This window comes from Rhodobacter capsulatus SB 1003 (genome assembly GCF_000021865.1).
In the GTDB taxonomy this organism is placed as follows: Bacteria; Pseudomonadota; Alphaproteobacteria; order Rhodobacterales; family Rhodobacteraceae; genus Rhodobacter; species Rhodobacter capsulatus_B.
Map to the genome: position 1 here is coordinate 2,088,916 of NC_014034.1, position 25,848 is coordinate 2,114,763.

General features: G+C 69.7%; 21 protein-coding genes. 12 read left to right on the forward strand and 9 right to left on the reverse strand.

What is annotated here, in order from left to right; all coding sequences use genetic code 11:
• Positions 1–47: 47 nt before the first annotated feature.
• The 3 genes from RCAP_RS09595 to RCAP_RS09605 form a co-directional block, all read right to left on the reverse strand.
• Complete coding sequence (locus RCAP_RS09595; protein ID WP_013067654.1) at positions 48–641, reverse strand: recombinase family protein; 594 nt, start codon at positions 639–641, stop codon at positions 48–50.
• Positions 642–1,138: 497 nt separating this feature from the next.
• Entirely contained in the window at positions 1,139–2,236 is a 1,098-nt protein-coding gene (locus tag RCAP_RS09600) for an MraY family glycosyltransferase (protein ID WP_013067655.1), read from the reverse strand.
• A 361-nt stretch (positions 2,237–2,597) separates the two neighbouring features.
• Positions 2,598–3,107: a hypothetical protein gene (locus tag RCAP_RS09605; RefSeq protein WP_131618305.1), complete on the reverse strand. Its 510-nt coding sequence runs from the start codon at positions 3,105–3,107 to the stop codon at positions 2,598–2,600.
• Positions 3,108–3,328: 221 nt separating this feature from the next.
• On the opposite strand from RCAP_RS09605, the gene RCAP_RS09610 reads away from it, so the two are divergent.
• The 3 genes from RCAP_RS09610 to RCAP_RS09620 all read left to right on the forward strand — a co-directional run bounded on the left by RCAP_RS09610 (position 3,329) and on the right by RCAP_RS09620 (position 7,265).
• Positions 3,329–4,729 carry a phosphohexomutase domain-containing protein gene (locus RCAP_RS09610; RefSeq protein ID WP_013067657.1) on the forward strand — a complete coding sequence of 467 codons (1,401 nt, stop codon included), beginning with the start codon at positions 3,329–3,331 and terminating at the stop codon, positions 4,727–4,729.
• 117 nt (positions 4,730–4,846) lie between these two features.
• Complete coding sequence (locus tag RCAP_RS09615; RefSeq protein ID WP_013067658.1) at positions 4,847–6,280, forward strand: mannose-1-phosphate guanylyltransferase/mannose-6-phosphate isomerase; 1,434 nt, start codon at positions 4,847–4,849, stop codon at positions 6,278–6,280.
• A 4-nt stretch (positions 6,281–6,284) separates the two neighbouring features.
• The gene (locus RCAP_RS09620) at positions 6,285–7,265 is read left to right on the forward strand and encodes an NAD-dependent epimerase/dehydratase family protein (RefSeq protein ID WP_013067659.1); all 981 of its coding nucleotides are present in this window, start codon (positions 6,285–6,287) and stop codon (positions 7,263–7,265) included.
• An 8-nt stretch (positions 7,266–7,273) separates the two neighbouring features.
• Here the strand turns inward: RCAP_RS09620 and RCAP_RS09625 are convergent, their stop codons facing one another.
• Positions 7,274–8,080 (reverse strand): sulfotransferase family protein, encoded by an 807-nt coding sequence (locus tag RCAP_RS09625; protein WP_013067660.1) that lies wholly within the window; start codon positions 8,078–8,080, stop codon positions 7,274–7,276.
• Positions 8,077–9,507 (reverse strand): hypothetical protein, encoded by a 1,431-nt coding sequence (locus RCAP_RS09630; RefSeq protein ID WP_013067661.1) that lies wholly within the window; start codon positions 9,505–9,507, stop codon positions 8,077–8,079. Before RCAP_RS09630 ends, RCAP_RS09625 begins: the two co-directional genes overlap by 4 nt.
• 111 nt (positions 9,508–9,618) lie before the next feature.
• Between RCAP_RS09630 and RCAP_RS09635 the strand changes: the two genes are divergently transcribed.
• Complete coding sequence (locus RCAP_RS09635) at positions 9,619–11,109, forward strand: oligosaccharide flippase family protein (protein WP_013067662.1); 1,491 nt, start codon at positions 9,619–9,621, stop codon at positions 11,107–11,109.
• Between the two features lie 166 nt (positions 11,110–11,275).
• Positions 11,276–11,842, forward strand: a complete 567-nt coding sequence (locus RCAP_RS19295) for a calcium-binding protein (RefSeq protein WP_013067663.1) — start codon at positions 11,276–11,278, stop codon at positions 11,840–11,842.
• 6 nt (positions 11,843–11,848) lie between these two features.
• On the opposite strand, the gene RCAP_RS09645 is transcribed toward RCAP_RS19295, so the two are convergent.
• Positions 11,849–13,213, reverse strand: coding sequence for an FAD-dependent oxidoreductase (locus RCAP_RS09645; protein WP_013067664.1), 1,365 nt, complete (start codon positions 13,211–13,213; stop codon positions 11,849–11,851).
• A 136-nt stretch (positions 13,214–13,349) separates the two neighbouring features.
• On the opposite strand from RCAP_RS09645, the gene RCAP_RS09650 reads away from it, so the two are divergent.
• Positions 13,350–14,546, forward strand: coding sequence for a polysaccharide pyruvyl transferase family protein (locus RCAP_RS09650; protein WP_013067665.1), 1,197 nt, complete (start codon positions 13,350–13,352; stop codon positions 14,544–14,546).
• Here RCAP_RS09650 and RCAP_RS09655 read toward each other — a convergent pair.
• The gene (locus tag RCAP_RS09655) at positions 14,515–15,756 is read right to left on the reverse strand and encodes a glycosyltransferase (RefSeq protein ID WP_013067666.1); all 1,242 of its coding nucleotides are present in this window, start codon (positions 15,754–15,756) and stop codon (positions 14,515–14,517) included. The genes RCAP_RS09650 and RCAP_RS09655 overlap by 32 nt on opposite strands.
• A gap of 246 nt (positions 15,757–16,002) precedes the next feature.
• Between RCAP_RS09655 and RCAP_RS09660 the strand changes: the two genes are divergently transcribed.
• From RCAP_RS09660 to RCAP_RS18485, 4 genes are all read left to right on the forward strand, one after another.
• Positions 16,003–16,908, forward strand: a complete 906-nt coding sequence (locus RCAP_RS09660) for a glycosyltransferase family 2 protein (RefSeq protein ID WP_013067667.1) — start codon at positions 16,003–16,005, stop codon at positions 16,906–16,908.
• A gap of 145 nt (positions 16,909–17,053) precedes the next feature.
• Entirely contained in the window at positions 17,054–18,199 is a 1,146-nt protein-coding gene (locus tag RCAP_RS09665) for a glycosyltransferase (protein ID WP_013067668.1), read from the forward strand.
• Positions 18,200–18,203: 4 nt separating this feature from the next.
• The gene (locus RCAP_RS09670; RefSeq protein WP_013067669.1) at positions 18,204–20,315 is read left to right on the forward strand and encodes a YjbH domain-containing protein; all 2,112 of its coding nucleotides are present in this window, start codon (positions 18,204–18,206) and stop codon (positions 20,313–20,315) included.
• Entirely contained in the window at positions 20,312–20,974 is a 663-nt protein-coding gene (locus RCAP_RS18485) for a YjbF family lipoprotein (protein WP_013067670.1), read from the forward strand. Before RCAP_RS09670 ends, RCAP_RS18485 begins: the two co-directional genes overlap by 4 nt.
• 30 nt (positions 20,975–21,004) lie before the next feature.
• Here RCAP_RS18485 and RCAP_RS09680 read toward each other — a convergent pair whose 3' ends face one another.
• Entirely contained in the window at positions 21,005–23,080 is a 2,076-nt protein-coding gene (locus tag RCAP_RS09680) for a GumC family protein (protein ID WP_031321251.1), read from the reverse strand.
• A gap of 302 nt (positions 23,081–23,382) precedes the next feature.
• Between RCAP_RS09680 and RCAP_RS09685 the strand changes: the two genes are divergently transcribed.
• On the forward strand, positions 23,383–24,081 hold the full coding sequence (locus RCAP_RS09685; RefSeq protein ID WP_115503954.1) for a sugar transferase: 699 nt from the start codon (positions 23,383–23,385) through the stop codon (positions 24,079–24,081).
• Positions 24,082–24,190: 109 nt separating this feature from the next.
• On the forward strand, positions 24,191–25,570 hold the full coding sequence (locus RCAP_RS09690) for a polysaccharide biosynthesis/export family protein (RefSeq protein ID WP_013067673.1): 1,380 nt from the start codon (positions 24,191–24,193) through the stop codon (positions 25,568–25,570).
• 30 nt (positions 25,571–25,600) lie between these two features.
• Here the strand turns inward: RCAP_RS09690 and RCAP_RS09695 are convergent, their stop codons facing one another.
• A complete protein-coding gene (locus RCAP_RS09695; RefSeq protein WP_013067674.1) occupies positions 25,601–25,846 on the reverse strand; it encodes a hypothetical protein in 246 nt (81 codons plus the stop codon).
• Positions 25,847–25,848 lie beyond the last annotated feature (2 nt).

A 25,848-nucleotide genomic window follows, 5' to 3' on the forward strand; every position in this document is an offset into this window, starting at 1 on the left:
TGGCCCTTCTTTCAGAACGAAATCGCACGGGCAAGGGCAGGAAGCCGTCACATCGACGCGGGCAACGTGACATCGCTGGCCCCGTTTTTCGCCTCCTCCAGGATGCGATAGACGCTGGCCCGGCCGATGCCGAGCCGCTTGGCGATCTCGGTGCCGCCGATGCCTTCCGCTTGCAGCCGCAGCACCTCTTCGGCCTTGGCGCGGGCGGTGGGGGCGCGGCCCTTGTATTTGCCCTCGGCCTTCGCCTTGGCGATGCCTTCGCGCTGCCGCTCCAGCATGATCTCGCGCTCGAACTCGGCCACGCCGCCAAGGATCGTCAGCATCAGCTTGCCGGTGGGCGTCGCGGTGTCGATGCCCATGGACAGGATGCGCAGCGCCACGCCCTTCGCCTCAAGCTGCCCCAGAATGCCCACCAGATGCGCCACAGAGCGCGCCAGACGGTCAAGTTTGGTGACGACGAGCGTATCCCCATCCCGCGCGAAGGCCAGCGCCTCGGCCAGCTGCGCGCGGCTCACGACGTCGACCGAGGAAACCTGCTCAACAAAGATCCTCTCGCAGCCGACGGCCTCAAGATCGCGCCGCTGGGCATCGAGCCCAGCTTTCTGGTCGAGGGTCGAGGTGCGGGCATATCCGATCAGCATGGCGGGCCTCCAATTGTCTCACTAACTCTTAGACATAGATGGCGGATCTGTCCCAAAATGCAAGATGTATTTCATTGGAACAGTATTCAGGAGACCTTGAGACGCCTCACTAGACCATGCCCTGCGAGACGCACCCACGATGGAGAACGCGGGCCGTGCTGATCGTGCCGGTGGTTCTGGCGAGCATCGCTAACCGGGAAAGCTCAAGCAAACGCGGCCCCCACCGGGGGGAACCGCGCCGCATCCGCCGTCGAGGGCTGACCTCTCAGATTTTTGGGCCAAAATCCTAGGACAGACCTTTGACGACTGGTACATAGACATGATACATCTGCGCCATCCAAGGCGCAGAAAACTCCTTGTAAATCAATGCCGCGGCGGCGATGGGCGCAGACTTCGAGTCTCTCATCACCCACCAGAAATCCCGCAAGATCGCATCTACGCCAAAGGCGCCCCGGTCGGACCGGGGCGCCTTTGGATCAGCAAGCAGCGACCGGGGATCAGGCTTCCGACATCGCCCTCGGGCGCAGCGCAAGGGTGATCCCGCCCAGCAGCGCCACCTTGCGGTAGATCACCAGATACACCACCGTCACCAGCGCGATCGCCACCAGAAGCAGCGGCGTGCTCTCCCGGAACAGCACCATCAACACCGTGGACAGGAACGGCAGCCCCATCACCACCAGCCCCGACAGCGCGTTGCGCAACTGCGGCGCGCCCAGAATCCCGGCCAGCCGACGCGCCCGCGACCGATAGATCAGGCTGTGCAGATGCAGCCGGTCCGCCTGCCCGGGGTTCGTGCCCGCGCGCACCAGACGGCGGTGGATCGAAACCATCGTCTCGGTCACCGGATAGGACAGCGCCAGCAGCCCGACCAGCGGCGAGACCTCCGGGTTTCGGGCAGGCAGCGCCACCGCAAGCGCTGCCAGCATGAACCCCGTCGCATAGGCCCCGGCATCGCCCAGAAAGATCCGCCCCATCGGGAAGTTCATCAGGAAAAAGCCGCCAAGCGCCCCGGCCAGCACCAGGCTGATCCCGAGAAGCTGCTGATCCCCGACCTGCGCCGCAACCACCCCGAACCCCGCCAGAATGATGATCGAGGTGCCCGAGGCCAGACCGTTCACCCCGTCGATCAGGTTGATCGCATTGGCCACCCCCCCCACCGCGAAGGCGGTGAACGGAATGGCGAAAGCGGCGAAGGCGAAGATCAGATCCAGACCGGGAAGGCCGACCTGCGCCACATGATAGCCCGAGGCGACACAGAAGATCAGGCCCGAGCAGATCGTCGCCAAGAGCCGGGTTTTCACCCCCACCCGCTTCGTCACATCCTCGATCAGGCCGAAGACAAGCGCGGGCAGCGCCGACAGCGACATCACCCACCACAGCGCGCGCGTCCCTTCGGGCAGCAGCAGCCCGCCCGCGACCGCCCCGGCACAAAGCGCCACCCCACCGACCCTTGGCGTCGGGGCATGGTGCAATTTTTGCACGCCACTGTGGCTGTCATGGGTCAGATGCCCATGAAACCGCTGCGTGAGGATGATCGCCAAAGCCACGAAAAGACTGACGACCAGAGACAAGGAAAAAGCAGCCGAGTGGATCATCACCACCTACCCGAAGTTGTGAACTGTATTTGAAGGAATGAGAAACAGCAGCACCATTAACACTTCATTCATCTTAAGGTAGATTGACGCCTTGTCCTAGAGGCTTTCACTCGGGGATTGCTGCAATGCCGCAATTTTGCGCAGACCGGCGCAAGGCCATGACAGAGTTGAACATCGCCGGGCAGCAGAATGGTTAATCGTTCCGACGCGCACCCAAAAGCGCCCGTCGCGCGGCGCGCTGACCGGGGAAAGACCGGGGCAAGGACCGGCGGGCGGCCGAATCACCTGCCCGGATCAGCTGTCCGGCGCGCGGATCGGCGCCCCGGTTCCGCGGCGGCGCCCCGGTCCGGCCCGGTCGCGCTCAGGCGCGGTGACATTCCGGAACGCCCAGATCGATGAGCTGCGCCCCCGAGATCGTGCGCAGGCCCACGCTGTACCGGCCCTCGCGCAGGTACCAGTCGCGCAGGGCGGGCGGATAATGCGCCGCGATCACCCGCGACCAGAAGTCGAATTCCTCGGGGGCAAGCGCGAGGCCGAAATAGCTGGGGCGATGGAAGCCGAACTGGCTGTTGCGGTTGATGCAGCTGCCGGGCAGGCCCAGATACATGGTGCAGGCGGAATAGCAGGCGCCGCGGATCTCGACGGTCTGGCCCGCGGCGGCCATGGCGCGGATGCGGTTGGCAAAGGCGCCGACATCGCCGCCCAGATCATTGCGCACGATGATCGGCGCAGGCGGCTGCCCCCCCGTCACAAGGTCCTGCGCCGCCGCGCCCGAAAGGCCGAACGGCGCCGCGCCGCCCAGCCCCGCGCCAAAGGCCATCACCAGCGCAAAGCGCCGCCCCGCCCGCAGGCGGGCGAAAAAATCCGTCATCACGATCACCCCAAGTCCCGGCATGCCAAGGCACGCCCCCCCGGACGCCTCGCCAGCGCCCAAGACCACTAGAGCGCCGCGGGTTTAACAAAGCCTTAGCTTCCTCCCGACCCGGCCGGACCGAATGGCTAAACTTCGAGGCAAAGCCGACACCCCCATCGCCTTGCTCGACAGCGCCGCGCCCGGACCTTAGAACGGGGCCAAACCCCAAGAGGACAGTGATGCCCCCCAAATTCGGAACCAGCGGCCTGCGCGGACGTGTCGTCGATCTGACGCCCGGGCTGATCGGCGCCCATGTCGCGGCCTTCCTGACCGCCTGCCCGACCGGCACCGGCCTGTTCGTCGGCCAGGATCTGCGCCCCTCCTCGGGCCGGATCGCGGCGGAGGTGATCGCGACGGCGCGCGCGGCGGGGCTTGCGGTCCGCGATTGCGGCGCGCTGCCCACGCCCGCGCTGGCGATGGCGGCGATGGCTTCGGGCGCGGCGGCGGTGATGGTCACTGGCAGCCACATCCCGGCCGACCGCAACGGGCTGAAATTCTACACCCCCACCGGCGAAATCACCAAGACGGACGAGGCGGCGATCCTGGCCGCGCTGGGCACCCCGGTCCCGCCGCGACCCGAGGGGCAGCTGACCCCCGCCCCGGCAGTGGCCGGGGCCTATGTCGCCCGTTACGTCACCGCCTTTGGTCCCGCGGCGCTTTCGGGGCTGCGGCTCGGGCTTTATGAACATTCCTCGGTGGCGCGCGATCTGCTGCACGCGATCCTGCAGGGGCTTGGCGCGAAGGTGCTGCGGCTGGCGCGCTCCGACAGCTTCATCCCCGTCGATACCGAGGCGGTCGATCCCGCAACCCGCGCGACGCTGGCCGCCTGGTGCCGCGACCACGATCTGGCGGCGGTGCTTTCGACCGATGGCGACGCCGACCGGCCGATGCTGACCGACGGCACCGGGCAGGTGATCGCGGGCGATCTGCTGGGCGTGCTGACGGCGCGGGCGCTGGGCGCGCGGGTGATCTGCACCCCGGTCTCGTCGAATTCGCTGCTCGACCAGCTTCCCGATTTCGACGCCGTCACCCGCACGAAGATCGGCTCGCCCTTTGTCATCGCCGCGATGGAGGCGGCGCGGGCACAAGATCCCGCTGCGAAAATCGTGGGATTCGAGGCGAATGGCGGCTTTCTGCTTGGCTTTGACGCGGCGGGTCCGGCCGGTCCGCTGCCCGCCCTGCGCACCCGCGATGCGGTGCTGCCGCTGCTCGCCCCGCTTGTCGCCGCCCGGCGCGCGGGGCAAAGCCTGGCCGCGCTTTGCGCCGCCCTGCCCGCCCGGGTGACCGCCTCGGACCGGCTGACCGACATGCCGACCGAGGCCAGCGCCGCCTTTCTGGCGCATCTGTCGCAAGAGGGCGCCGCCCGCGCGGCTTTTCTTGCCCGCTTCGGCACCGAGACCGCGCTGGACCGCACCGACGGGCTGCGGATCGGGCTGCAGGACGGGCGGGTGCTGCATCTGCGCCCCTCGGGCAATGCGCCCGAATTCCGTCTTTACACCGAAGCCGCCACCGCCGCCGCGGCGCAGGAGTTGCTGGCCGACGCGATGGCAGCGGTGGCCGCGGCGCTGGGCCGGAATTAAGGAATTGCGGCCGCGCCGCCTTCGTGCTTGCCTTGCACGGTCCAGACTTGCACCGTCACGACTTGCGCCTTCACGACTTGCGCCGTCACGACGTTCACCATCCCGGGGGGGCAGCCGATGATCTATCCGACAATCCTGTGTGGCGGCTCCGGCACCCGTCTGTGGCCGCTCTCGCGCAAGTCCTATCCGAAGCAATTCGTGCCGCTTCTGGGCCCGGAGACGCTGTTTCAGGCCTCGGCGCGGCGGCTGCACGGCCCTGGCTTCGCGCCCCCCGTGGTGCTGACGAACAGCGATTTCCGCTTCATCGTCACCGAACAGCTGGCCGAGGCGGGCATCGATCCCGGCGCGATCCTGATCGAGCCCGAGGGCCGCAACACCGCCCCCGCCGTGCTCGCCGCCGCGCTGCATGCGCTGCAAGACGACCCCGAGGCGGTGCTGCTCGTCGCGCCCTCGGATCATGCGATCCCCGATGCGGTGGCCTTTCGCAACGCCGTCACCCGCGGCCTGCCCGCGGTGGCGGCGGGGCAGATCGTCACCTTCGGCATCACGCCGACGCGGCCCGAAACCGGCTATGGCTATCTGGAACTGACCGCGCCGCCGGGCCCCGGGGGGGCGCCGGTGCCGCTGGCCCGTTTCGTCGAAAAGCCCGACCTTGCCCGCGCCGAGGCGATGCTGGCGGCGGGCACCTATCTGTGGAACGCCGGGATTTTCCTGTTTCGCGCCGCCGACATGCTGGAAGCCTTTCGGACCCATGCGCCCGAGGTTCTGGCCCCGGTCGAAGCCGCGCTGGCCGCGGCGCGCGCCGATCTGGGCTTTTTGCGCCTGGATCCCAAGGCCTGGGCGCAGGCGCCCGACATCTCGATCGACTATGCGGTGATGGAACGGGCGACGAACCTTTGCGCCGTGCCCTTTGGCGGCGACTGGTCGGACCTTGGCGGCTGGGATGCGGTCTGGGCGGCGCAACCGCGCGATGCGGCCGGGGTGGCGACCTCGCAAGGCGCGACGGCGATCGAATGTCACGACAGCCTGCTGCGCTCGGAAAGCGAGGGGGTCGAGCTGGTCGGCATCGGGCTGACGAATGTGATCGCGGTGGCGATGAACGATGCGGTTCTGGTCGCCGACATGTCCCGCGCGCAGGAGGTGAAAAAGGCGGTCGAGGCGCTCAGGACGCGCAAGGCCAAGCAGGCGGAGCAGTTTCCCAAGGATCACCGGCCCTGGGGCTGGTTCGAGACGCTGGCGCTGGCCGACCGCTTTCAGGTCAAGCGCATCGTCGTGCATCCGGGCGCCAGCCTGAGCCTGCAAAGCCACCACCACCGCGCCGAACACTGGATCGTCGTGCAGGGCACGGCGCGGGTGACGGTCGATGACCGGGTGACGCTGGTGACGGAAAACCAGTCCGTCTATGTGCCCTTGGGCGCGGTGCACCGGATGGAAAACCCCGGCAAGATGCCGATGGTGCTGATCGAGGTGCAGACCGGCGCCTATCTGGGCGAGGATGACATCATCCGCTATGACGACCCCTATGCCCGCGGTCCGGGCGCGAAGGGATGAGAGCATGAGAGATTTCGACCCCAATGGCGCGACCCAGGTGGTCTTCGGCGGCTCGGGTTTCATCGGCACGCATCTTCTGGGGCGGCTGCGCGCCGCGGGCGCGGCACGGATCGTCAGCCTCGATCTGCGCCCGCCCGCGCGGCCGGTCGCCGGGGTGGACTACCGGATCGGCGACGTGCGCGATCTTTCGGGGCTGACGCTTCCGGGGCCGGTGCCGCGGATCTTCAACCTCGCGGCGGTGCATACGACGCCCGGTCACGCGCCCTGGGAATATTACGACGCCAATGTCCGCGGCGCCCGCGAGGTGGCGCGGTTCGCCGCCCGGCAGGGCTGCGGGCAGATCGTCTTCACCAGCTCGATTTCCGTCTATGGCCCCGACGAGGCCGCCAAGGACGAAAGCACCGCCCCCGCGCCGGTGTCGGATTACGGCCGCTCAAAGCGCATCGCCGAAGATCTGCACCGCGACTGGCTCGAGGCCGACCCGGACCGCCGTCTGGTGATCGTTCGCCCCGCGGTCGTCTTCGGTCTGGGCGAGGGCGGCAATTTCACCCGGCTGGCGCGGATGCTGGAAAAGGGGATTTTCGTCTATCCGGGCCGCAGGGACACGATCAAATCCTGCATCCATGTCGCCGATCTGCTGGACTGGATGCTGGCGGCGGCGGATCTGCGCGAACGCAGCGTGCTGTTCAACGGCGCCTATGCGAACCGCTACACGATCGAGGAGATCGTCGAGACCTTCCGCCGCGTCGCCTTTCCGAAGGCGCGCACGGCGATGCTGCCCGCCGGGGTGCTGAAGACGGCGGCGGCGGCCCTGCGGCCGATCTCGGCCACCGGCCTCGGCATCCATCCCGAGCGGATCGAGAAGCTGATGATCTCCACCAACATCCTGCCGCTTTGGGCCGAGGCGGCGGGGCTGGCGACCCGCGACCGGCTGGAACCGGCGCTGCGGGCCTGGCGCGCGGCGGGCGGCGGGCGGTTCCTGTAGCGCCCGGCTCAGCCGCCGCGGATCATCGCCTCGAAGCGCAGATAGGCCGCCTCGGCCTGATCGCGCAGCGCTTCGGGGATGTCGAGCGGCACGGCGGCATCGCGGGCCGGGTCGTCGCGGCGCGGCTCGATCCGGGTGAAACGGCCGCTTTGCGTCGGATCGCCGCCCCCGCCCCGGCGCGAGGCCGCGGGGCTGACATAGCGGTTTTCCAGCGCCGGAACGATCCGCAGCGCGGCGGAAATCCGCGAAAGCTCCGCCTCGGGGTCGCGGATCAGCGCGCCGAAGGTCAGCCAGACGCGACGATCGGGCGGAAACCGCGCCCAAAGCCGCGCCAGCGCATCGAGCCGGGTGACGTAATAGCGCGCCGCCGCCGCATCGTCGGGATATTCGTCTTCGCGGCCAATGCCCCGGAACAGATCGCGGATCGAGCGGATGCTCGGCCCCGGCCGCCGCGCCAGAAAGATCGCCCGCGCGGCAAAGAACCCGGGCGGGGCTTGCGCGTCGTGACGGTCGTGCAGGATCTTGTCGAACAGATGCGCCGCCCCGGGCCGGAAACTGCCCCGCCGCGCCTGATTGACGACAAGCCGCCCCAGCGCCGCGGGGCCGTCGTAGCGGATATGCGCCTCGCCGTAGCCGCTGATGTCGGGGCGCGAACACAGGATGTTCGACAGCGCCGTCGAGCCGCAGCGCATATGCGCCAGCAGAAAGATCGACCGCTCGAACCGACACTGCGGCAGAAGCAGCCGCAGCCCCTGCCCCAGCCCCTGTTTCAACCCCTCTTTCAGCCCGGCGCGCCAGGGATCGGTGGGTGTCATCTGTCCTCCATGCCGTGCCGCGGGCGATGGCGCGGGGCGGCCGGACGGCGGCCGTTCAGCCACAGCCCGACCAGAAGACCGGCCATGCCCAGAAAGATGTAATCCAGATTGGGGCTCGACTTGACCACCAGCGCCCGGCACAGGCAGCCCGCCATCCCCAGTTTCAGCGCCGCCGCCAGCGGCCAGCGCAGCGCATCCGCCCGGTCGAACGGCAACCGGAACAGCCGCCACAGGAACAGCAACAGCAGCAAAAGCCCGATCAGCCCCGTCGTGCCCAGCGTCGCCGCGATCCAGCTTGACGCCCGCACCGAGCCAAGCCCCGCCCCAAGCCCCCAGGTGTCCAGGAAATTGCGATAGGCCTGCGCATCCCAGCTGCCGCGTTCCTCGGCCGATTGCGTCGAGAGCTTGTCGAGAAGCGCCCGGTCAAGGAACTGCGCGACCGCCGGAACGGTCTGGTAAAGCGTCACAAGGGCCAGAAGCACCAGCCCCAGCGCCGCAAGCCCGCCCAAGACCACCAGCGCCGCCCGCCGCGGCACCCCGGCCCGGCGCCGCCGGGTCAGCTCGAAAAGCCGCGGCAGCGCGAAGACGATCAGCAGCAAAAGCCCGCCCACATAGGCCGAAGACGAGGTCGAGCGCAGCCACAAGATCACCAGAAGCGCCAGCAGCCAGACCGGCCAGCGCCGCCCCGACCGGTCGTGATAGACCTGGCCCAGCCAGAAGCCGATCAGCCCGATCAGCACGTAACCATAGGACGAGGCTTCCGAAAACCCGCCGATCGGCCGGTTCAGCCCGGCCATCTCGTTGCCCAGCATCAGCGCGTAATTCGCCGTGCGCAAGGGCTGCAGGATCCAGCTGGTCCCCGTCGCCTGGGTGGCGATGTCCAGAAGGCCCAGACCGGCATGGCAGAGCGTCACCGCCGTCATCGCGCGCAGCACGATCCCCGGATCGGGGCGGCGCGCGGCGACCAGGGCGACGGCGAAAAACAGCAGCGTGCTCAGAAGCATGCGCAACAGCTGCGACAGGTTCCCGCCGCCCGGCGCCAGCGGCTGGCTGACGATCCCCGCCTCGTTGCCCGCCCGCGCCAGGCTGAAAACCTGCGTCGCGCCCGCAAACAGGCGCGGATAGAACAGCGTCGCGAAGACCGCATGGGCCAGAAACAGCGCCAGCACGATCCCCGCCCCGCGCGGCGCCAGGAGCCGGGCCAGATCCTCGCCAAAGCCGCGCCGCAGCACCATCATGCAAGCCAGCGTCACCACCACCAGATCGCTGGCCAGAAGCGAGGTATTCCCCAGCGCGGGCAGGTTGATCGCCGCCATCATGCCAAAGGGGATCGCCGCGAACAGCGCCACCACCGCCCCCGACGGGCCGCGCCAAAGCGCCCAGATCACGAAGGCCAGACCGAAAAGCGTGCTGGAAACGAATTGCATGAAGCCAGAGCGGGTCCGAGCTGGGGGCGTTGACGCCGGGGTGATTTCCGATATGCCTTGCTTTCGAAGGCGGTCTGGCGCCTTCACGGCACCCGCACAGTATAGGGGACAGTGGCAGCCCATGACCAGCGATTTGCCCCCCCCCGCCGCGGCGGCGGTCCCCGCTCCGCCCGGGCCAGCCGCGGACGGCGCGGCGCGGCGGCGATCTTCGCCTTTGTCGCGCGGGCGACGCAGCAGCTTTCGACCTTTGTCATCACCCTGCTGGCGGCGCGGTTCCTGACCCCGGCGGATTATGGCGTCTATGCGCTGGGCATCGTGTTCGTCACCCTGATCCAGACCCTCAGCTACACCGGCTTTTACCATTTCATCGTCACCGCGCGAGAGGACGACCGCGCCGTCGAGGCGACCAGTTTCTGGCTGCTGGCGGCGCTTTCGGTCGCCGCCTCGGCGCTGCTGGCACTGGCCGCGCCGCAGATCGCCGCCGTGCTGCATGCGCCCGAGCTGTGCCGGGTGCTGCAGCTTCTGGCGCTGGTGCAGCCGGTCGCGGGGCTTGGCGCCTGGTATTCGGCGGTGCTGCTGCGCCGTCAGCAGGTGAACCGGCATTTCCAGATCATGTTCTGGCAGAATGCGCTGGCGCTGGTGGGGGGCGTCTTGCTGCTCTGGTGGTGGCAATCGCTGCTGGCGCTGGTGGCCTTTCGCTGGCTGCGCGTGCTCTCGGCGCAGCTGCTCTACACGCTTTTGACGCCGATCCGGCCCGGGCGCGGCTTCGATCCGGCGCTGGCCTGGCAGGCGCTGCGCTATTCGGGCGGGCTTTACGGGTCGCGGTTCCTGAACTTTTTGCAGCTTTACGCGGGCGATCTGCTGCTGGGGCTGATGTTCACCACCGCCGAGGCCGGGCTTTACCGCTTTGGCAACCGCATCGCGGGCGGCGCGGTCGAGGTGGTGCAACAGCCGATGTCCAGCTTCGCGCTGACCCAGCTTGGCGCCGCCGCGCGGCAGGATCGCGACCTTTCGGCGCTGATCGCGCGCTTTGCGGGCACGGTCGCGGTGCTGACCGGCGGCGTCGCGGCGACGGTGATCGTCTTTGCCCCCGTGCTGATGACCGAGGTCTTCAACCCCGCCTATGCGGCCGGGATCGGCGTCACCTATGCGATGGCGATGCGGGCGGTCTTCGGGCTTGGCGGGCTGCTGCTGGAACCGGCGCTGGCGGCGCAGCACAAGACCCGGCTGGGCATGATGTTCAACCTCGTCTTCGCGCTGGCGACGGTGCTGGCGGCGGCGCTGGCGGCGCCCTTCGGCCTGGCCGTGCTGGCCTGGAGCCAGGCCGGGACCGGCCTTCTGGGCACCGCCGCCGCGCTGTGGCTGCTGCGCCGCGAGGGCATCGCGATCGGCGCCGCGCTGCGGGCGCTTTGGCGCGCGCTCGGGCTGGTGCTGGGCTACGGGCTGGCGCTGGCGCTGGTCTGGCCAGAGCTGCAGGCGGGCTTCGGAACCGGGCTTGTCGGGCTTGGCCTTGGCCTTGCGGCGGCGGCGGCGCTGGGCGCGGTCACGCTGCTGCTGGGCTGGCGGCTGCGGGTCGTCAGCCTCTCCGCCTTTTCCGGCTGATCGGGCGGCGCCCCGCCCGGCCGCACTTATTAACCATTTCGGCCTTAATTATTTCATAACCATAAAGCCAAGATGGCGGCTGTCTTCCCCCGTCGCGCGGGGCCCGGGGCCATTCCTGCCGGGACCCGAGGAGCCTCTGCGCGACCCAGCCCCGAAAGGACCCCGGATGCGTGGCTTTCCGTTTTTCCAAATCAACCTTCTTGACCTGTTCAAGGCGCTCAAGGTGAACGTGCTCGACAATTCCGACAACCGGCTCAGCGCGGGGGCGGACAGCGATTTCGTTCTGGGCCTTGGCGGCGCCGATTCCCTGGCCGGCAATGACGGCAACGACACCCTTCTGGGCGGCACCGGCAATGACCTGCTTCTGGGCGGCGCGGGCACCGACCGCATCGACGGCGGCGCGGGCAATGACGAGATCTACGGCGGCAAGGACGCCGACCGGCTCTTTGGCGGCAGCGGATCGGACACGCTTTCGGGCGATTTCGGCGCCGACACGCTGAGCGGCGGCACGGGGCGCGACACCTTTGTCTTTGTCGCGCGCACGGCCGATGCGACCGATGTCATCACCGATTTCGCCTTTGGCGAGACGATCCAGCTGAAGGGCTTTTCGGGCCATGCCAGCTACGAGACGGTGAACGGCAATGATGTCGCGGTCTCGATCGACGGCCATGTCATCGCGCTGCTCGAAGATGCGGCGGGCCGCGTCAGCGACGCCACCTTCACCTATGTCTGAGCGCCGTCACGGCTGAGCGTCGCGACCCGCGTGGGCGAGCCCCGCGCGGGTCAGCTCTTCCTGCACCCGCCGCACGACGCCGCTCGCGGTGGGCAGATATTCGAACCGCCCCTGCCGCCCGACCGGCAGCACCCCCGCCTGCACCAGCCGCTCCAGCACCGCCGCGCGCCGGGCAAGCTGGCCCGGGCGATACAGCGGATAGGCCTGCGGCGTCGTCACCGCGCCTTCCAGCCGCAGATCCTCGGCCAGACCCAGCCGCAGACATTGCGCGGCGAATTCGGCAAAGACCGTCTCGGGGCTCAGCGCCTCGCCGGGCAGAAGCGTCGCCTCGACCGAGAAATACTCGCGCGTGATCGCCGGATCGGGGTAGATCCGGGAATAAAAGGTGGCGCGTTTCCACCGCCCCGCGCCGTGGAAGTTGAACAGAAGAGTGCCCGCGCCGGGCGCAAACCGCCCCGCCGAGACGAAAAGCGTCATCAGCGACAGGCTTTCAAAGCCGCTTTCCGTGCCGAAAACCGCGCGGTGCAGCGTGTCAAGGGGCGCCGCCCCGACCACGGTCGCGACGCGAAACCGCCCCGCCGGGCTGGTGACGACCATCCGCCCCGAAGCCTCGCGTTCGATCCGCGTCACCGGCGCCTGCAACACGACACGCCCCCCCGCGGCTTCCAGCTGTGCCCGGATGCGCTCGAAGAGCACGCCATAGCCCGCGCGCGGCCGCACCCGCAGCGGGTCCCGCGGCTTCACCCGAAAGGCGCCGTGGCGCAGCCCGTTCCAGCCCGCCCGCGCCATCGCGGCGAAATCGGTCTGCCGGTGCACGAAGCGCATCCGGTCGACAAAGAATTCCTCGTCGATCGCCTCGGGCGGGCTGACGTTGAACCGCGCCACGTAATCGCGCAGCCCGGTGCCGCGGTAAAAGACCGGCCCGAGCCGGTTCACGCAGGCCCGCTCCAGCGTGCCGTCGCGCCGCAGCAAGAGCCGCGCCGCCAGCATCGCCGCCACCGCCCCCGCCAGCCGCGCCCGCGGCCAGCGGCGCAGATCGCGCAGCTCGATCGGGTAATGGCACAGCGTGCCTTCGGGATCGATCCGGCACTGCACGCGCTGCACCTGCGGGCACAGATCGCGCAGCCCCGGCGCAAGGTCGAAAAGCGCCGCCGTCTCCTCGTAAAAGATCGCGCCCAGATCGAAACTGTAGGGGCCGATCTCGACCGAATGATGCATCCCGCCGAGCCAGTCCCCGGCCTCGAGCAGCACCACCCGGTGCCCCGCCCGCGCCAGCGCGTCGGCCGCGGCCAGCCCGCCGATGCCGCCGCCGATCACCAGAACCCCGGTGTCCTGCGCCGGGTCCCTCCGCGCTGCCTGCAGATCTTCCATCGGCGTTCCCCCGCCCCTGTCGCCGCACTCTGACCCGGCCGGGGCCCGCGTTTCAAGACCTTTCGCCCCCCGCCGCGCTTGCCATCATGCCGCATTCCGGTCTAGCTGGCCGGACCCCAGCCCGCCGGAGCCGCCGATGCCGCCTGCCCCCCTGATCCGCCTGATGAACGTCAAGTTCAGCCCCAATCTGGGCGACGGGCTGCTGTCGGACTGCCTCGAGGCGGGGCTGCGCGCGCGCGGCGTGGCGGCCGGTTCGATCGATCTGGCGGCGCGGACGGGCTACGGGCAGGGACTGGCCGGGCGTGGCCGGGTGCTGCGGCTGCTGGAGGCGATGCCGCCGGGGCTGCGCGCGCAGGCGGTTCGGGCGCCGCTCGCCCTTGCTTCGGCGCGCAAATGGGCGCCGCATTATGCGCGTGAACTGACCGGGGCGACGGCCATGGTGATCGGCGGCGGCAATCTTCTGTCCGATCACGACCTGAACTTTCCGACCAAGCTGGCCCTGGCACTGACCGCGGCGCGGGACCGCGGCCTGCCGGTGGCGTTTCACGCCTGCGGCATGGCCGCGGACTGGAGCGCCGAGGGCGAGCGCCGTCTGCGCCGTGCCCTTGCGGGCGTCGATCTGCGGGCGGTCTTCCTGCGCGATGCGCCCTCCTGCGCGCGCTGGGATGCCCGCTTCGCCGAGACGACCGGGCAGCGCGCCAGCCAGGTCCGCGACCCCGGGCTGCTCACCGCGCTGACCTGGGCGCCGCCGCCGCGCGACCCCGGGGCGGCCGCGCCGATCGGGCTTTGCGTGATGTCGCATCTGGCGCTGCGCTATCATGCGCGCACGACGCTTGCCGCCGCCGATCTGCTGCGCTGGTATCGCGCGCTTGCCCGGGCCCTGTGCCGGGACGGCGCGCGGCTGCGCGTCTTCACCAACGGCGCCCCCGAAGACCGCGAGACCCTGGCCCTGCTTGCCCCCGATCTGCGCGCGTTGGGGGCCGAGATCGTGCAGCCCGAAACCCCGGCCGATCTCGCCGCGGTGATCGCGCCCTGCGCCGCGCTGATCGCCTTTCGCATGCATGCGGTCATCGCCGCCTATGCCAGCCGCGTGCCGGTTCTGGCGCTGAAATGGGATGACAAGCTCGACGCCTTCCTCGCCTCGGTCGGGCAGGAAGGGTGGCTGGCCGATGCCGCCACGCTGGCCCCGGAGGCGGCGGCGAAGCGCGTGCAGAGGCTGGCGGCAACGGGCGGCGATTTCTCCCGCCAGCCCGCGGTGATCGCCGAGGCCGGGGCGGATCTCGACCGGCTGCTGGCGGCGCTCAGCCCGGCCCCGCCGCCAAAGACCCGGTGACGCCCGCGTAAAGCTCCAGAAGCCCGTCGCACCAGGCGTCCGTCGTCAGGCACAGACCGGCACGGGCGCCAAAGCCCGCCTCCGAAACCTGCCGCAACGCCGCGGGCGGCAGATCGGCCACAAGGCGCAACAGCGCGGCAAAGGCCGCCGGGTCGCGGGTGTCGCAGGCCCAGCCCAGCCCCTGCGCCGCGATCTCGGGGGCCAGAAGCGCGGGTTCGGAGAGGATCACCGGCAGGCCCGACAGCACCGCCTCGGCCGCGACCAGACCGAAGGGCTCGGGGTAGCGCGAGGGCATGACGACGGCGCGGGCCTGTTGCGCCTCGGCCAGCATCCCGGCGCGGTCAAGCCAGCCGGTGAAGCGCAGCTGCGGATGCGCGCGGGACAATGGCGCGCGCAGCGGCCCCTCGCCCACCACCGTCAGCGCCACCCCGGCCGCCTGCGCCGCGCCGATCAGCTCCTCGATGCCCTTTTCCGCCTCGATCCGGCCGATGAACAGAAAGCCGCGGTTCGTCTCGGCCGGGATGCGGCAGGGCGACAGCGCCTCGGCCGGGTTGCGCAGCACCCGCAGCCGCGCGGCCGGATAGCCCTGCGCCACCAGGCGCGGCGCCATCGCCGGATGGATCAGCACGATGCCGCCCCAGGGCGCGCGGCGCGGCAGGCTGCGGTGCAAGATCGCCTGCCGGGCGCTGCGCCAGAGCTTTTGCGCGAAGCTGCGCTTGTCGCACTGCGTCGTCAGGCAGGCGGCCGAAAGCCCGCGCCGGGCGCAGGGCCGCATCGCCTGATAATCCATGAAGCCGCCATTCGGGCAGGCCAGAAAGAAATCATGCGCATGGATGAAAACGCGCGGCGCCACCGGCCGCAGCGCGGCAAAGACCGCGGGCGTCAGCGCCTTTGACCAAGAATGGACGTGATAGACGGTGTCGGGCCCGTCATGGGCGGCGATCACCCGCGCCAGCATCCGCGCCACCGCCGGATTGTAAAGCCCGCGCGTCGCCGCGACATGGGGCGCGGCCTCGGTCAGCGGCTGCGCCCCCGCCAGATGCACCTCGACGCCGATGTCGCGCAGCGCCGCGGCCCCCGCGCCGCGATCGGCGCTGGCAAAGACCACGGCCAACCCGCGCGCCCGCAACAGCCGCGCCTGCAAAAGCGCCAGGCCGGTGGCGCCGCCACGCGCGACGCTGGCATCGTTGAGGATGACGACCTTCGGCACCGATGTTCCTTTCGCCCTCGCGCCAAAGGCGCGGTCTTTCCGTCGTTCTTGCGCCTGCGGCGCGGTCTTTTCGTCGTTCTTGCGCCTGCGGCGCGGTCTTTTCGTCGTTCTTGCGCCTGCGGCGCGGGGCGACTGTGACGGCTTTGCCCCGGCGCGGCAACCGCTTCGTGCCGCCCGGGGCAGCGCTTTGTTGACATCGCGCCCCGCGCCCGCCATCACCCGCACAGGCAGGACGCAGGGCAGGACATGACAGCAGAGCCGAAGACCCGTATCGCGGTGGTGATCTGTTCGGTCGGACGGCCGGACATCCTGCGCGAGCTGATGCCGCATCTGCAGCGCCAAAGCCGCGCCCCGGACCGGCTCCTGCTGATCGGGCATCAGGACAGCGACATCGGCTTCGATCCGGCGCCGCTGTTTGGCCCCGAAACCCGCGCCGAGACGGTGCTGACCCGCAAGGGCCTGTGCCTGCAGCGCAATGCGGGCCTGGACCGGATCAATGGCGACTGCGATCTGGTGGTGTTTTTCGACGATGATTTCGTCCCGGCGCAGGATGCGCTGGAAGGGATCGTCGCCGCCTTTGCCCGCTGGCCCGAGGTGAACGGCATGACCGGCCTTGTGCTGGCCGATGGCATCCTCGGCCCCGGGCTGGATGATGCGCAGGCCCGCGCGCTGGTGGCCGCCTATGAGGCCACGCCGCGCGGCACGCCACAGATCCTGCGCAGCGGGCTGCAAAGCCTTTACGGCTGCAACATGGCCTACCGGATGGCGGCGATCGGCCCGGCGCGGTTCGACGAGACCCTGCCGCTTTACGCCTGGCAGGAGGACAGCGATTTCGCCGCCCGCCTGCCCGGGGGGCGGATCAGGACAGACGCCTTTGCAGGCGTGCATCGGGGCACGAAATCGGGCCGCGAGACGGCTGGGCGGCGGCTGGGCTACAGCCAGATCGCCAATCCCTGGTATCTGTGGCGCAAGGGCTCGATGCGGGGGCGCTTTGCCGCCCGGCTGGCCTTGCGCAACCTTCTGGCCAATCACCTGAAGATGGCCCGGCCCGAGCCCTGGATCGACCGGCGTGCCCGGGCGGCGGGCAACTGGCTGGCGCTGCGCGACATTCTGCGCGGCCGGTCGCATCCGGGCCGGATCCTGGAGCTTTGAGCCGCGGCGGGACGCGGAAATCCTCTTGCGCCGGGCCCGGACTTGCCCCGATAACGGCCGGGGCCCGACAGGCCGGGGTGAGCCCTGTCGCGCCGGAACGGGCAACCGGCAGGGGCGCTGCCGGGCTGGATTTGGGGGCAGGCCGATGACCGTGCAAGACGTTGATCCTTTCGCGGCCGGGGCGGCCGACGGGCGCCGGGTGGCGCTGATCCATTACTGGCTGGTGGGGATGCGCGGCGGCGAAAAGGTGCTCGAAGCGCTGTGCCGGATGTTTCCGCAGGCCGACATCTTCACCCATGTCGTCGTGCCCGAGCGGATCTCGCCCGCGCTGCGCCGCCATGCGATCCATCAGACCCGGGTCGGGCGGCTGCCCTTTGCGCCGCGGCTGTACCAGAAATACCTGCCGCTGATGCCGCGCGCGCTCGAAGAGCTGGATCTGAGCGGCTACGATCTGGTGATCTCCTCGGAATCGGGTCCGGCCAAGGGGGTGATCGCGCCGCCGAACGCCCCGCATCTGTGCTATTGCCATTCGCCGATGCGCTATCTGTGGGACCAATACACGCTTTACCTGAACGGCGCGGGCGGGCTGACGCGGCTGATGATGCCGCATCTGGCGCATCCGCTTCGACAATGGGACGTGACCAGCGCCGCGCGCGTCGACGGCTTCGTCGCCAATTCCGCCTTTGTCGCGCGGCGGATCGAGAAATACTGGCGCCGCAGCGCCGATGTCGTGCATCCGCCGGTGGCGGTGCAGGAATTCGCTCCGATCCCCGCGGCAGAGCGCGGCGATTATTACCTCTGGGTGGGCGAGCTGACGCATTACAAGCGCCCCGATATCGCGGTCGAGGCGTTTCGCCGGCTGGGCCTGCCCTTCAAGATGCTGGGCGGTCCCGACAAGCTGGCGAAGGCGCTGGCGCGGCAGGCCGGGCCGCGGACGCAGATCCTGGGCAAGCGGCCCTTTGCCGAGCTCAAGGCGCTGATGACGGGCTGCAAGGCGCTGATCTTCCCGGGCGAGGAGGATTTCGGCATGGTCCCGGTCGAGGCCATGGCCTCGGGGCGGCCGGTGATCGCGCTGGGCCGCGGCGGGGCGCTCGAAACCGTGGTCGAGGGGGAAACCGGGCTGTTCTTTCACGACCAGTCGGTCGAGGCGCTGGTCGATGCGGTCGAACGCTTCGAGGCCTCGGGGCTGGGGCGCGACTGCACCGCGGCCTGCGTCGCCCGGGCGGCGGATTTCTCGGAGGAGCGGTTCGTCGCGGGCATCCGCGCCAGCCTGGCCCGGATCGGCGCCTGAGCCGATGGCCCGCCTGCGCTTTCCCGCGGCCGCCCCGACACTGACCGGCCTTGCGCTGGCGGCGCTGACCGGCCTTTCCGCGCCCGCCCGCGCCGAGGGGCTTTCAAGCTACGGCACGCCCGGGCTGATCGATCTGCCAGCCGCCACCGCCGCGCCCGATGGCACGCTGGCCTGGACCTCGTCCTTTCTGGGCGGGCACACCCGCAACACGCTGCAGTTCCAGATCACGCCGCGGCTGTCGGGGGTGTTTCGCTATTCGATCCTGCGCGGCTATTTCGACACGCCCGAGGCCGATCTTTACGACCGCAGCTTCGATCTGCATTATGTGTTCCGCACCGAAAGCCCGCGGTTTCCGGCGCTTGCGGTGGGCTTGCGCGATTTCGGCGGCACCGGGGTTTTCGGCGCGGAATATCTGGTCGCGACGAAGCGGTTCCTTGACAACCGGCTGGCGCTGAGCGGCGGCATAGGCTGGGGGCGGCTGGGATCGTATCACGGGTTTCGCAACCCGCTGGCGGTGCTGGGCGAGCGCTTCGAGACCCGGCCGGGCCTGACCAGCCTGTCGGAAACCGGCCGCGTCTCGTTCAACCGCTTCTTCCGCGGCGAGGCGGCGCTGTTTGGCGGGCTGAGTTATCAGCTGAACGACCGGCTGCAGCTGGCGGTCGAATATTCCTCGGACGCCTATCGGCGCGAGGTTGCCAGCATGGGCTTTGCGCATCGCAGCCCGGTGAACATCGGCCTGAGCTGGCAGGCAAGCGAGGCGCTGACGCTGACGGCCGCGGTGATCGGCGGGGCGCAGCTGGGGCTTGGCTTCAGCTACCAGCTCGACCCGCGCGCGCCGCGGGCGCCGGGCGGGCGCGAGAGGGCGGTGGCGCCGCTTTTGCCGCGCGCCGAGATCGCCGCTTTGGGCTGGCCCGCCGGGAACACGGAGGCCAGCCGCAGCCGTCTGGCATCGGCGCTGGCGCGCGACGGGCTGCGGCTGGAAAGCTATGCCGAGGACGGCGCCCGCGCCCGGATCGTGCTGGCCAATCCGGGCTTTCGCGCCGCGCCGCAGGCGCTGGGGCGGGCGGCGCGCGCGATGGCCAACAGCCTGCCCGCCGGGATCGAACGTTTCGAGATCACCCTGACCGCGCAGGGCATGCCGACGACGCAGGCCGCGTTCCGCCGCGCGGACCTGCATCAGCTGGAACATGCCTGGGACGGCAGCTGGCAAAGCTTCGCCCGGGCGCAGATCACCGACGCGCCCGCGCGGCTCGCCCCCGATCCGGGCGTCTATCCGGCGCTTGACTGGAGCCTGCTGCCCTATGTCCGCACCGCGCTTTTCGACCCCGACAGCCCGCTGCGCGCCGATGTCGGGCTGGCGGCCAGTGCCAGCTACCGGCTGGCGCCGGGGCTTTCGGTCGAAACGCTGATCCGGCAGAAAGCCTTTGGCACGCTGGATCAATCGAGCCGGATTTCGAATTCGATTCAACCGCATGTGCGTTCCGACGCGCCGCTTTACGACAAGCTTTCGGGGCCGCAGCTGGTGCAGCTGAGCGCCGATTACCTGGTCCGGCCCGGGGGCGATCTGTATGGCCGGGTCTCGGCGGGCTATTTCGAACAGATGTTCGCGGGCGTCTCGGGCGAGATCCTGTGGTATCCGCAGGGCAGCCGCCTCGCCCTTGGCGCCGAGCTGAACCATCTTGTGCAGCGCGATCCCGCCGCGCGGCTGGGGCTTGGCGACTATCGCGTCACCTCCGGCCATGCCTCGGCCTATTACGATTTTGGCGACAGCTACCGCGGCCAGCTCGATCTGGGGCGCTATCTGGCGGGCGACTGGGGCGGCACGCTGACGCTGGCCCGCGAATTCGACAACGGGTTCCGCGTCGCGGCTTTCTTCACCCTGACCGGCATTTCCTTTGACGATTTCGGCGAGGGCTCGTTCGACAAGGGCATCAGCCTGACGATCCCGCTGGACTGGCTGACCGGAGAGCCGTCGCGGCGCGGCTTTGCGCAGACGATCCGGCCGATCCAGCGCGACGGCGGCGCCCGGGTGGCGATCGCGCATCGGCTTTACGAGGAGGTCCGGGGCACGAATGCCCAGACGCTCTCCGATCAATGGGGCAAGTTCTGGCGATGAACAGGCGGCAGGTTCTGACGGCTTTTGCGGTTCTGGCGGCGCTTGCGGGCTGTTCCTCGGACCCGGGAACACGGGCGCTGCTGGCGGGGGCGCTGCCCTTGCGCGCGCGCGCGGCCGAGCCGAACCCGGACTTTGCCGCGGCCGAACGCGCGGGCGCCCCGGCCCTTGCGGCGGCGGTCGAATCCCGGCCGGAGGCGATCGCGGTGCTGCGGCGGCAGACCGTATCGGAGCCCGACGGCGTCGAGACGATGATCGCGGCCGATGGCGCGCAACTGATGTTTCAGGGCGGGCTTCTGGTCGGCAGCCGGGGCTTTGGCGCCGATGTGATGGCCGCGGAGGTGACGCAAAGCGCGGCGCTGGTGCGGGGGCTTTCGGCCGGCACATCGACGCGGCTGATGACGCTGATCGACGGCAATGACCATGCGGTGACGCGGGCCTTTCGCTGCCGGATCACCCCGGGCGAGATCGAGACCGTCCGCATCGGCCCCCGCGCCGTCCCCACCCGCACGATGACCGAGGCCTGCCGCGGTGCGCTGGCGCGGTTTTACAATTTCTACTGGGTGGTGCCCGAGACCGGCGAGATCGTGCAATCCAGCCAGTGGACCGGGCCGCTGACCGGCAAGATCTCGCTGCGCCGGATCGATCCGGGGCGGCGCTGAGCCCCGCCCCGATCCTGGCCCCGATCGCCGCTAGTCGCGGTAATATTCCGCATGCGCGCCGTAGCGGGCGCCATAGCTGCCGCCCTGCCCGTAACGCTGCATCCGGTCGGTGTCGATCCGGCTCAGGATCAGGCCGCTGACCTTCTGGCGCACGCTGGCGAAAAGCTGCAGCGCCTCGAAGACCTCGCGGCGCGGGGTGCCGTCCCAAAGCACCGAAAACAGCGCCGCATCGGCCGATTGCGCGATGATCCGGGCATCGGGCACCACGAGGACCGGCGGCGTGTCGATCAGGATATAGTCGAAGCGGCGCCGCATCTGCGCGATGAAGCCCTTCCAGGCGTCGGACATGAACAGATCGGCGGCATTGACCCGGCTGCGCTCGCCCATGATCAGCGACAGGCCCAGTTCGGGATGGGCGATCACCACCTCGTCCACCTCGGCCGCGCCGGACAGCAGCGACACCAGCCCCTTGCGCCCGGCATGCTGTGGGAAATATTCCGCCAGCATGTTGCGGCGGATGTCGCCCTCGATCAGCAGCACCGACTTGCCGATGCCGACGAAATTCATCGCCAGCGCCAGCGCATTCGTCGTCTTGCCCTCGCCCGGCACCGAAGAGGTCAGCATGATCACCTGCGGCGGCGCATCGACATTGGACAGCAGCACCGAGGTGCGCAGGTTGCGCACCGCCTCCATCGCCGCCGAGGAGGGTTTCGCCGCCAGATAGCCCATCACCTCGCCCCGCGTCGCGCCGGGAATGACCGGGATCTGCCCCATCACGACGAGGCCCGTGTCCTCCTCCAGCTGGCGCGCGGTGCGAAAACCGTCGCGCAGCAGGTCGCGCAGCAGCACGACCGCCACCCCCGCGATCAGGCCCAGCACGGCGCAGAACGCCAGGATCAGCCCCTTGCGCGGCGCCGTCGGCACCTTGGGCACCACCGCCGCCGAGAGGATCCGGCTGTCGGCCTGCTGGATGCCCTGCTGCGCCGAGGTTTCCTTGAGCCGCCCCAGGAAATATTCGTAAAGCGTGCGGTTCGCCTCGGCCTCGCGCGTCAGCTGCTGCAGCGCGATCATGTCGTCGCCCTGCCGCGAGATCTGCCGCGAAAGCGTCGTTTCGGTGCGCCGCATCGCCGCCAGCTGATCCTCGGCCCGGGCCCGTTCCAGCCGCGCCCGCGCCAGCAACAGGGCAAATTGCGCCTCGAACTCGGCGCCAGTCCCGGCTGCCAGCCGCGCCAGCCCGGCCTCGCCCGCGGCCGCGACCTTTTCATCGGGCGTCCGCGCCGCTTCCAGCGCCGCGGCCCGCGCCGAAGCCCGCGCCGCCGCCTGCGTCGTGTCGGCGATCCGCTCGCGCAGATCCTTGAGCTGCACCTGCAGCGCCGCCAGCGACTCCTCGGAAATCAGCGTCGTGCCGACATTGAAGGATTTCACCTTTTCCTCGGTCGCCTCGAGCTGGCGCTTCAGCGCGGCCACCCGGTTGCCCAGCCAGACCGTCGCCTGTTCGGTCGCCTCGAACTTCACCTCGATCTGGTTGACGATATAGCGCTTCGTCCAGGCATCGGCGATCCGCGCCGCCTTTTGCGGGTCTTCGGACTGCACCGCAACCTCGAAGACATAGCTGTCGGGCAGGTTGCGCACCGCCAGATGGGCCAGAACGGCATCGACCACCCCCGCCCGGATCGCCGCCGGATCGGGCGCCGCGGCCGCGCCGAAAAGCCCGCGCAACCGCGCCCGCAGGGACGGCGCCCCCAGCGTGGCGTTGAATTCCGGGTCCGCGGCCAGATCGAGCTCCGCCACCACCTTTTCCGCCACCCCGCGCGAGCGCAGCACCTCCACCTCGGTGTTCAGCTCGTCCGAGCTGCCGGTCAGCCCGCCCATCATCCCCTCGAGGTCGATCACCTGCGGCTTGCGGGTTTCCAGCACCACCGTCGCCCGCGCCGTATAGACCGGCGTCGCGAGGAATTGCGCATAAAGCAGCCCCAGCGCCACCGCCACGGCAAAGCCGGCCGCGATCGTCCGCCAGCCCGCCCGCAGGGTCCGCAGCCCCTGCGCAAGATCGATCATCTCGTCCTCGGGCGCGGGACGTTCGGCGTGAGTGTGAGGAGCGTTCATCTGCATTCCATCGAAACCGTCGCGGCGGGGCGCAAGGCATTGCCGCACCCGCAATCCGCCCCGTCCTAGCAGAGTTTGCCCGACAGGCTAAGCGCTTTCCACCGCACCGCCGCAACCGCCGCATTGTCCGGGCTTCGTGCAACAATCCTGCCCTGCCCGGGCGCAGTGCCGCCATTTGGAACCGGTCGCGTCTCATTTGCGCCATACTCGTAATCAATGGGTTAACGCGTGATCTGCGAAAGATCCCGCGTGCGATCGTTCTGGGTGCCGAGACCTTGCGAGCTGACCTCTGGGAGTGTGAGATGGCCTTTTATGACATCGGATCTTCGGCCGAAGACCTTGTCGCGCTGGAGCGGGCGCTTGCGCCCCGGCCCGGCGTCCTGCGCGCGGTCTATGCCCGTTTCGGCAAGCGGCTGGCCGATCTGGTGCTGGCGGTGCTGATGCTGCCGGTGCTGCTGCCGGTGATCGCGCTGATCTGGCTCTGGGTGCGGCTTGACGGCCATCCGGCGCTGTTCTGCCAGCCCCGCGTCGGACGCGACGGCCGGATCTTCGCCTGCTACAAGTTCCGCACCATGGTCCCCGGCGCCGAACGCGTGCTGGCCGAGATGTGCGCCCGCGATCCCGCCATCGCCGCCGAATGGGCGACCTATCAGAAGCTGCGCCACGATCCCCGCATCACCCGCGCAGGCGCCTGGCTGCGCAAGCTCAGCCTTGATGAATTGCCGCAGATCTTCAACGTGTTGAAGGGCGACATGAGCCTGGTCGGCCCGCGTCCCTTCCTGCCCGCACAGGAACCGCTTTACCGTCAGGCGGGCGGGCGGGCCTATTTCCGGATGCGTCCGGGCGTGACCGGGCTGTGGCAGGTCGTCAGCCGTCACGACACCACGCTGGCCGCCCGGGTGCAGTTCGACGAAAGCTACGGCCGCGATCTGTCGCTGCGCCGCGATCTTGGCCTGATCCTGCGCACCGCCGGGGTGGTGGCGCGCCGCACCGGCGCCTGAGACGGCACGGCCCTCTCCCGGCGGGGCAGGGCCAGATTGCGAATCTCGCGCCCGCAGCCTAGAGCGGAAGCAGCGCGCCCGCAGTTGCCCGGCCGCCCCAGCCCCGGAGATGACCTTGCGCCTGCTGACCGTGCTGCTGACCGCGACGATGCTCTCTCAGACCCTTGGCGGCTGCGGCGTCGCCTATCACGGCGCCAAGGTCCGCCCCGGCATCAGCGCCGAGGGCAAGGTCCGCGTCCTGCCGGTCAGCGCGGAATCGGTGCTGGTGGCCAATGCCGCCCCCTATCAGCCGCGCCAGCTGCCCAGCTATTTCCGCCAGACCGCGGGCCTTGGCGGCACCTTGGCCGAACCCGTCGCCGCCCCCGAAGGCACGCTGCCGCGCCTCGCGCGGCCCGAGCCGCCGCAGATGCGCCTGCCGCCGCCGCTCGCCCCCGCGAGCTATCGGATCGGCGTCGGCGATGTCGTGCTGCTGGCGACCCCGCGCGACGGCACCACGGTCGGACAGCTGACCGGGATCCTCGCCGCCCAGACCGCGCGGCAGGGCTATACGGTGCAGGATGACGGCACGATCTCGGTGCCGACGGTGGGGCGGGTGCAGATCGCGGGCCAGACCGTCGACGACGCCGAGGCGACGCTGTTCCAAAGCTTCCTTGACCGGAAGATCGACCCGACCTTCTCGCTGGAGATCGCCGAATTCCGGTCAAAGACCGTGGCGATCGGCGGCGATGTCGCGGCGCCCGGGGTGGTGCCGGTGACGCTGGCGCCGCTGCATCTGGACGCGGCGCTGGCGGCGGTGGGCGGGGCGACCCCGGCCGATCCCGACACCGCGCTGGTGCGGCTGCACCGCGGCGGCAAGCTTTACCAGATGCCGCTGAAGGCGGTGCAGGAAGATCCCGCGGTGGGGCAGCTGCCGCTGGCGGCGGGCGACAGCCTGTTTGTCGACAGCGGCTATGCGCTGGACCGGGCGGCGGCCTATTTCGAGCAGCAGATCACGCTCGCCAATTTCCGTCAGGCCGAGCGCAAGTCGCGGCTCGAGGCGCTGCAGACCGAGGTGGCGCTGCGCCGGTCCGAGCTGTCCGAAGCGCGCGAAACCTTTGCCACCCGGCTCGATCTGGGGGCAGAGGCGCGCGATTACGTTTATGTCACCGGCGAGATCGGCAAGCAAAGCCGCTTCCCGCTGCCCTTCGACCGCAAGGCGACGCTGGCGGATGCGCTTTACGAGGCGGGCGGCGGGCTGAGCACGGCCAGCTCGAACCCGAAAGAGATCTATGTGCTGCGCGGCTCTGCCGATCCGCTGGAATATGACGCGATCACCGCCTGGCATCTGGACGCGGGCAACATGGCGGCGATGCTGCTGGCGACGCGCTTCGATCTGCATGCCAATGACGTGATCTTCGTCGCCGCCCAGCCGGTGCAGCACTGGAGCAACGTGATCAAGGCGCTGACGCCCTCGTTGCTGGTCTCCTCGGTCAACGCCGTCTCGGAATAAGACGGCCTGCGTTCGAGCGGGCGGGCGGGCTCAGTTGGTGGAGGGGGTCGAGCTGCCGCCGCCGCCGCCCGCCGAAAGCGCCGCAAGCCCTGCCACGCCGCCCAGAAGCGGCAACAGGAACACCAGGTTGGTGGCGCGGCCGACGGGCAGATCGCCCTCGGGCAGGACCACCGCGGGTTTGGTCTCGTCCTTTTCGGTCTTCGGCGCCGATTGCGCCAGCGCGGGCGCCGTCAGCGCCAGACTGCCAAGAAGCGCCAGAACCACCGCAGATTTCATCC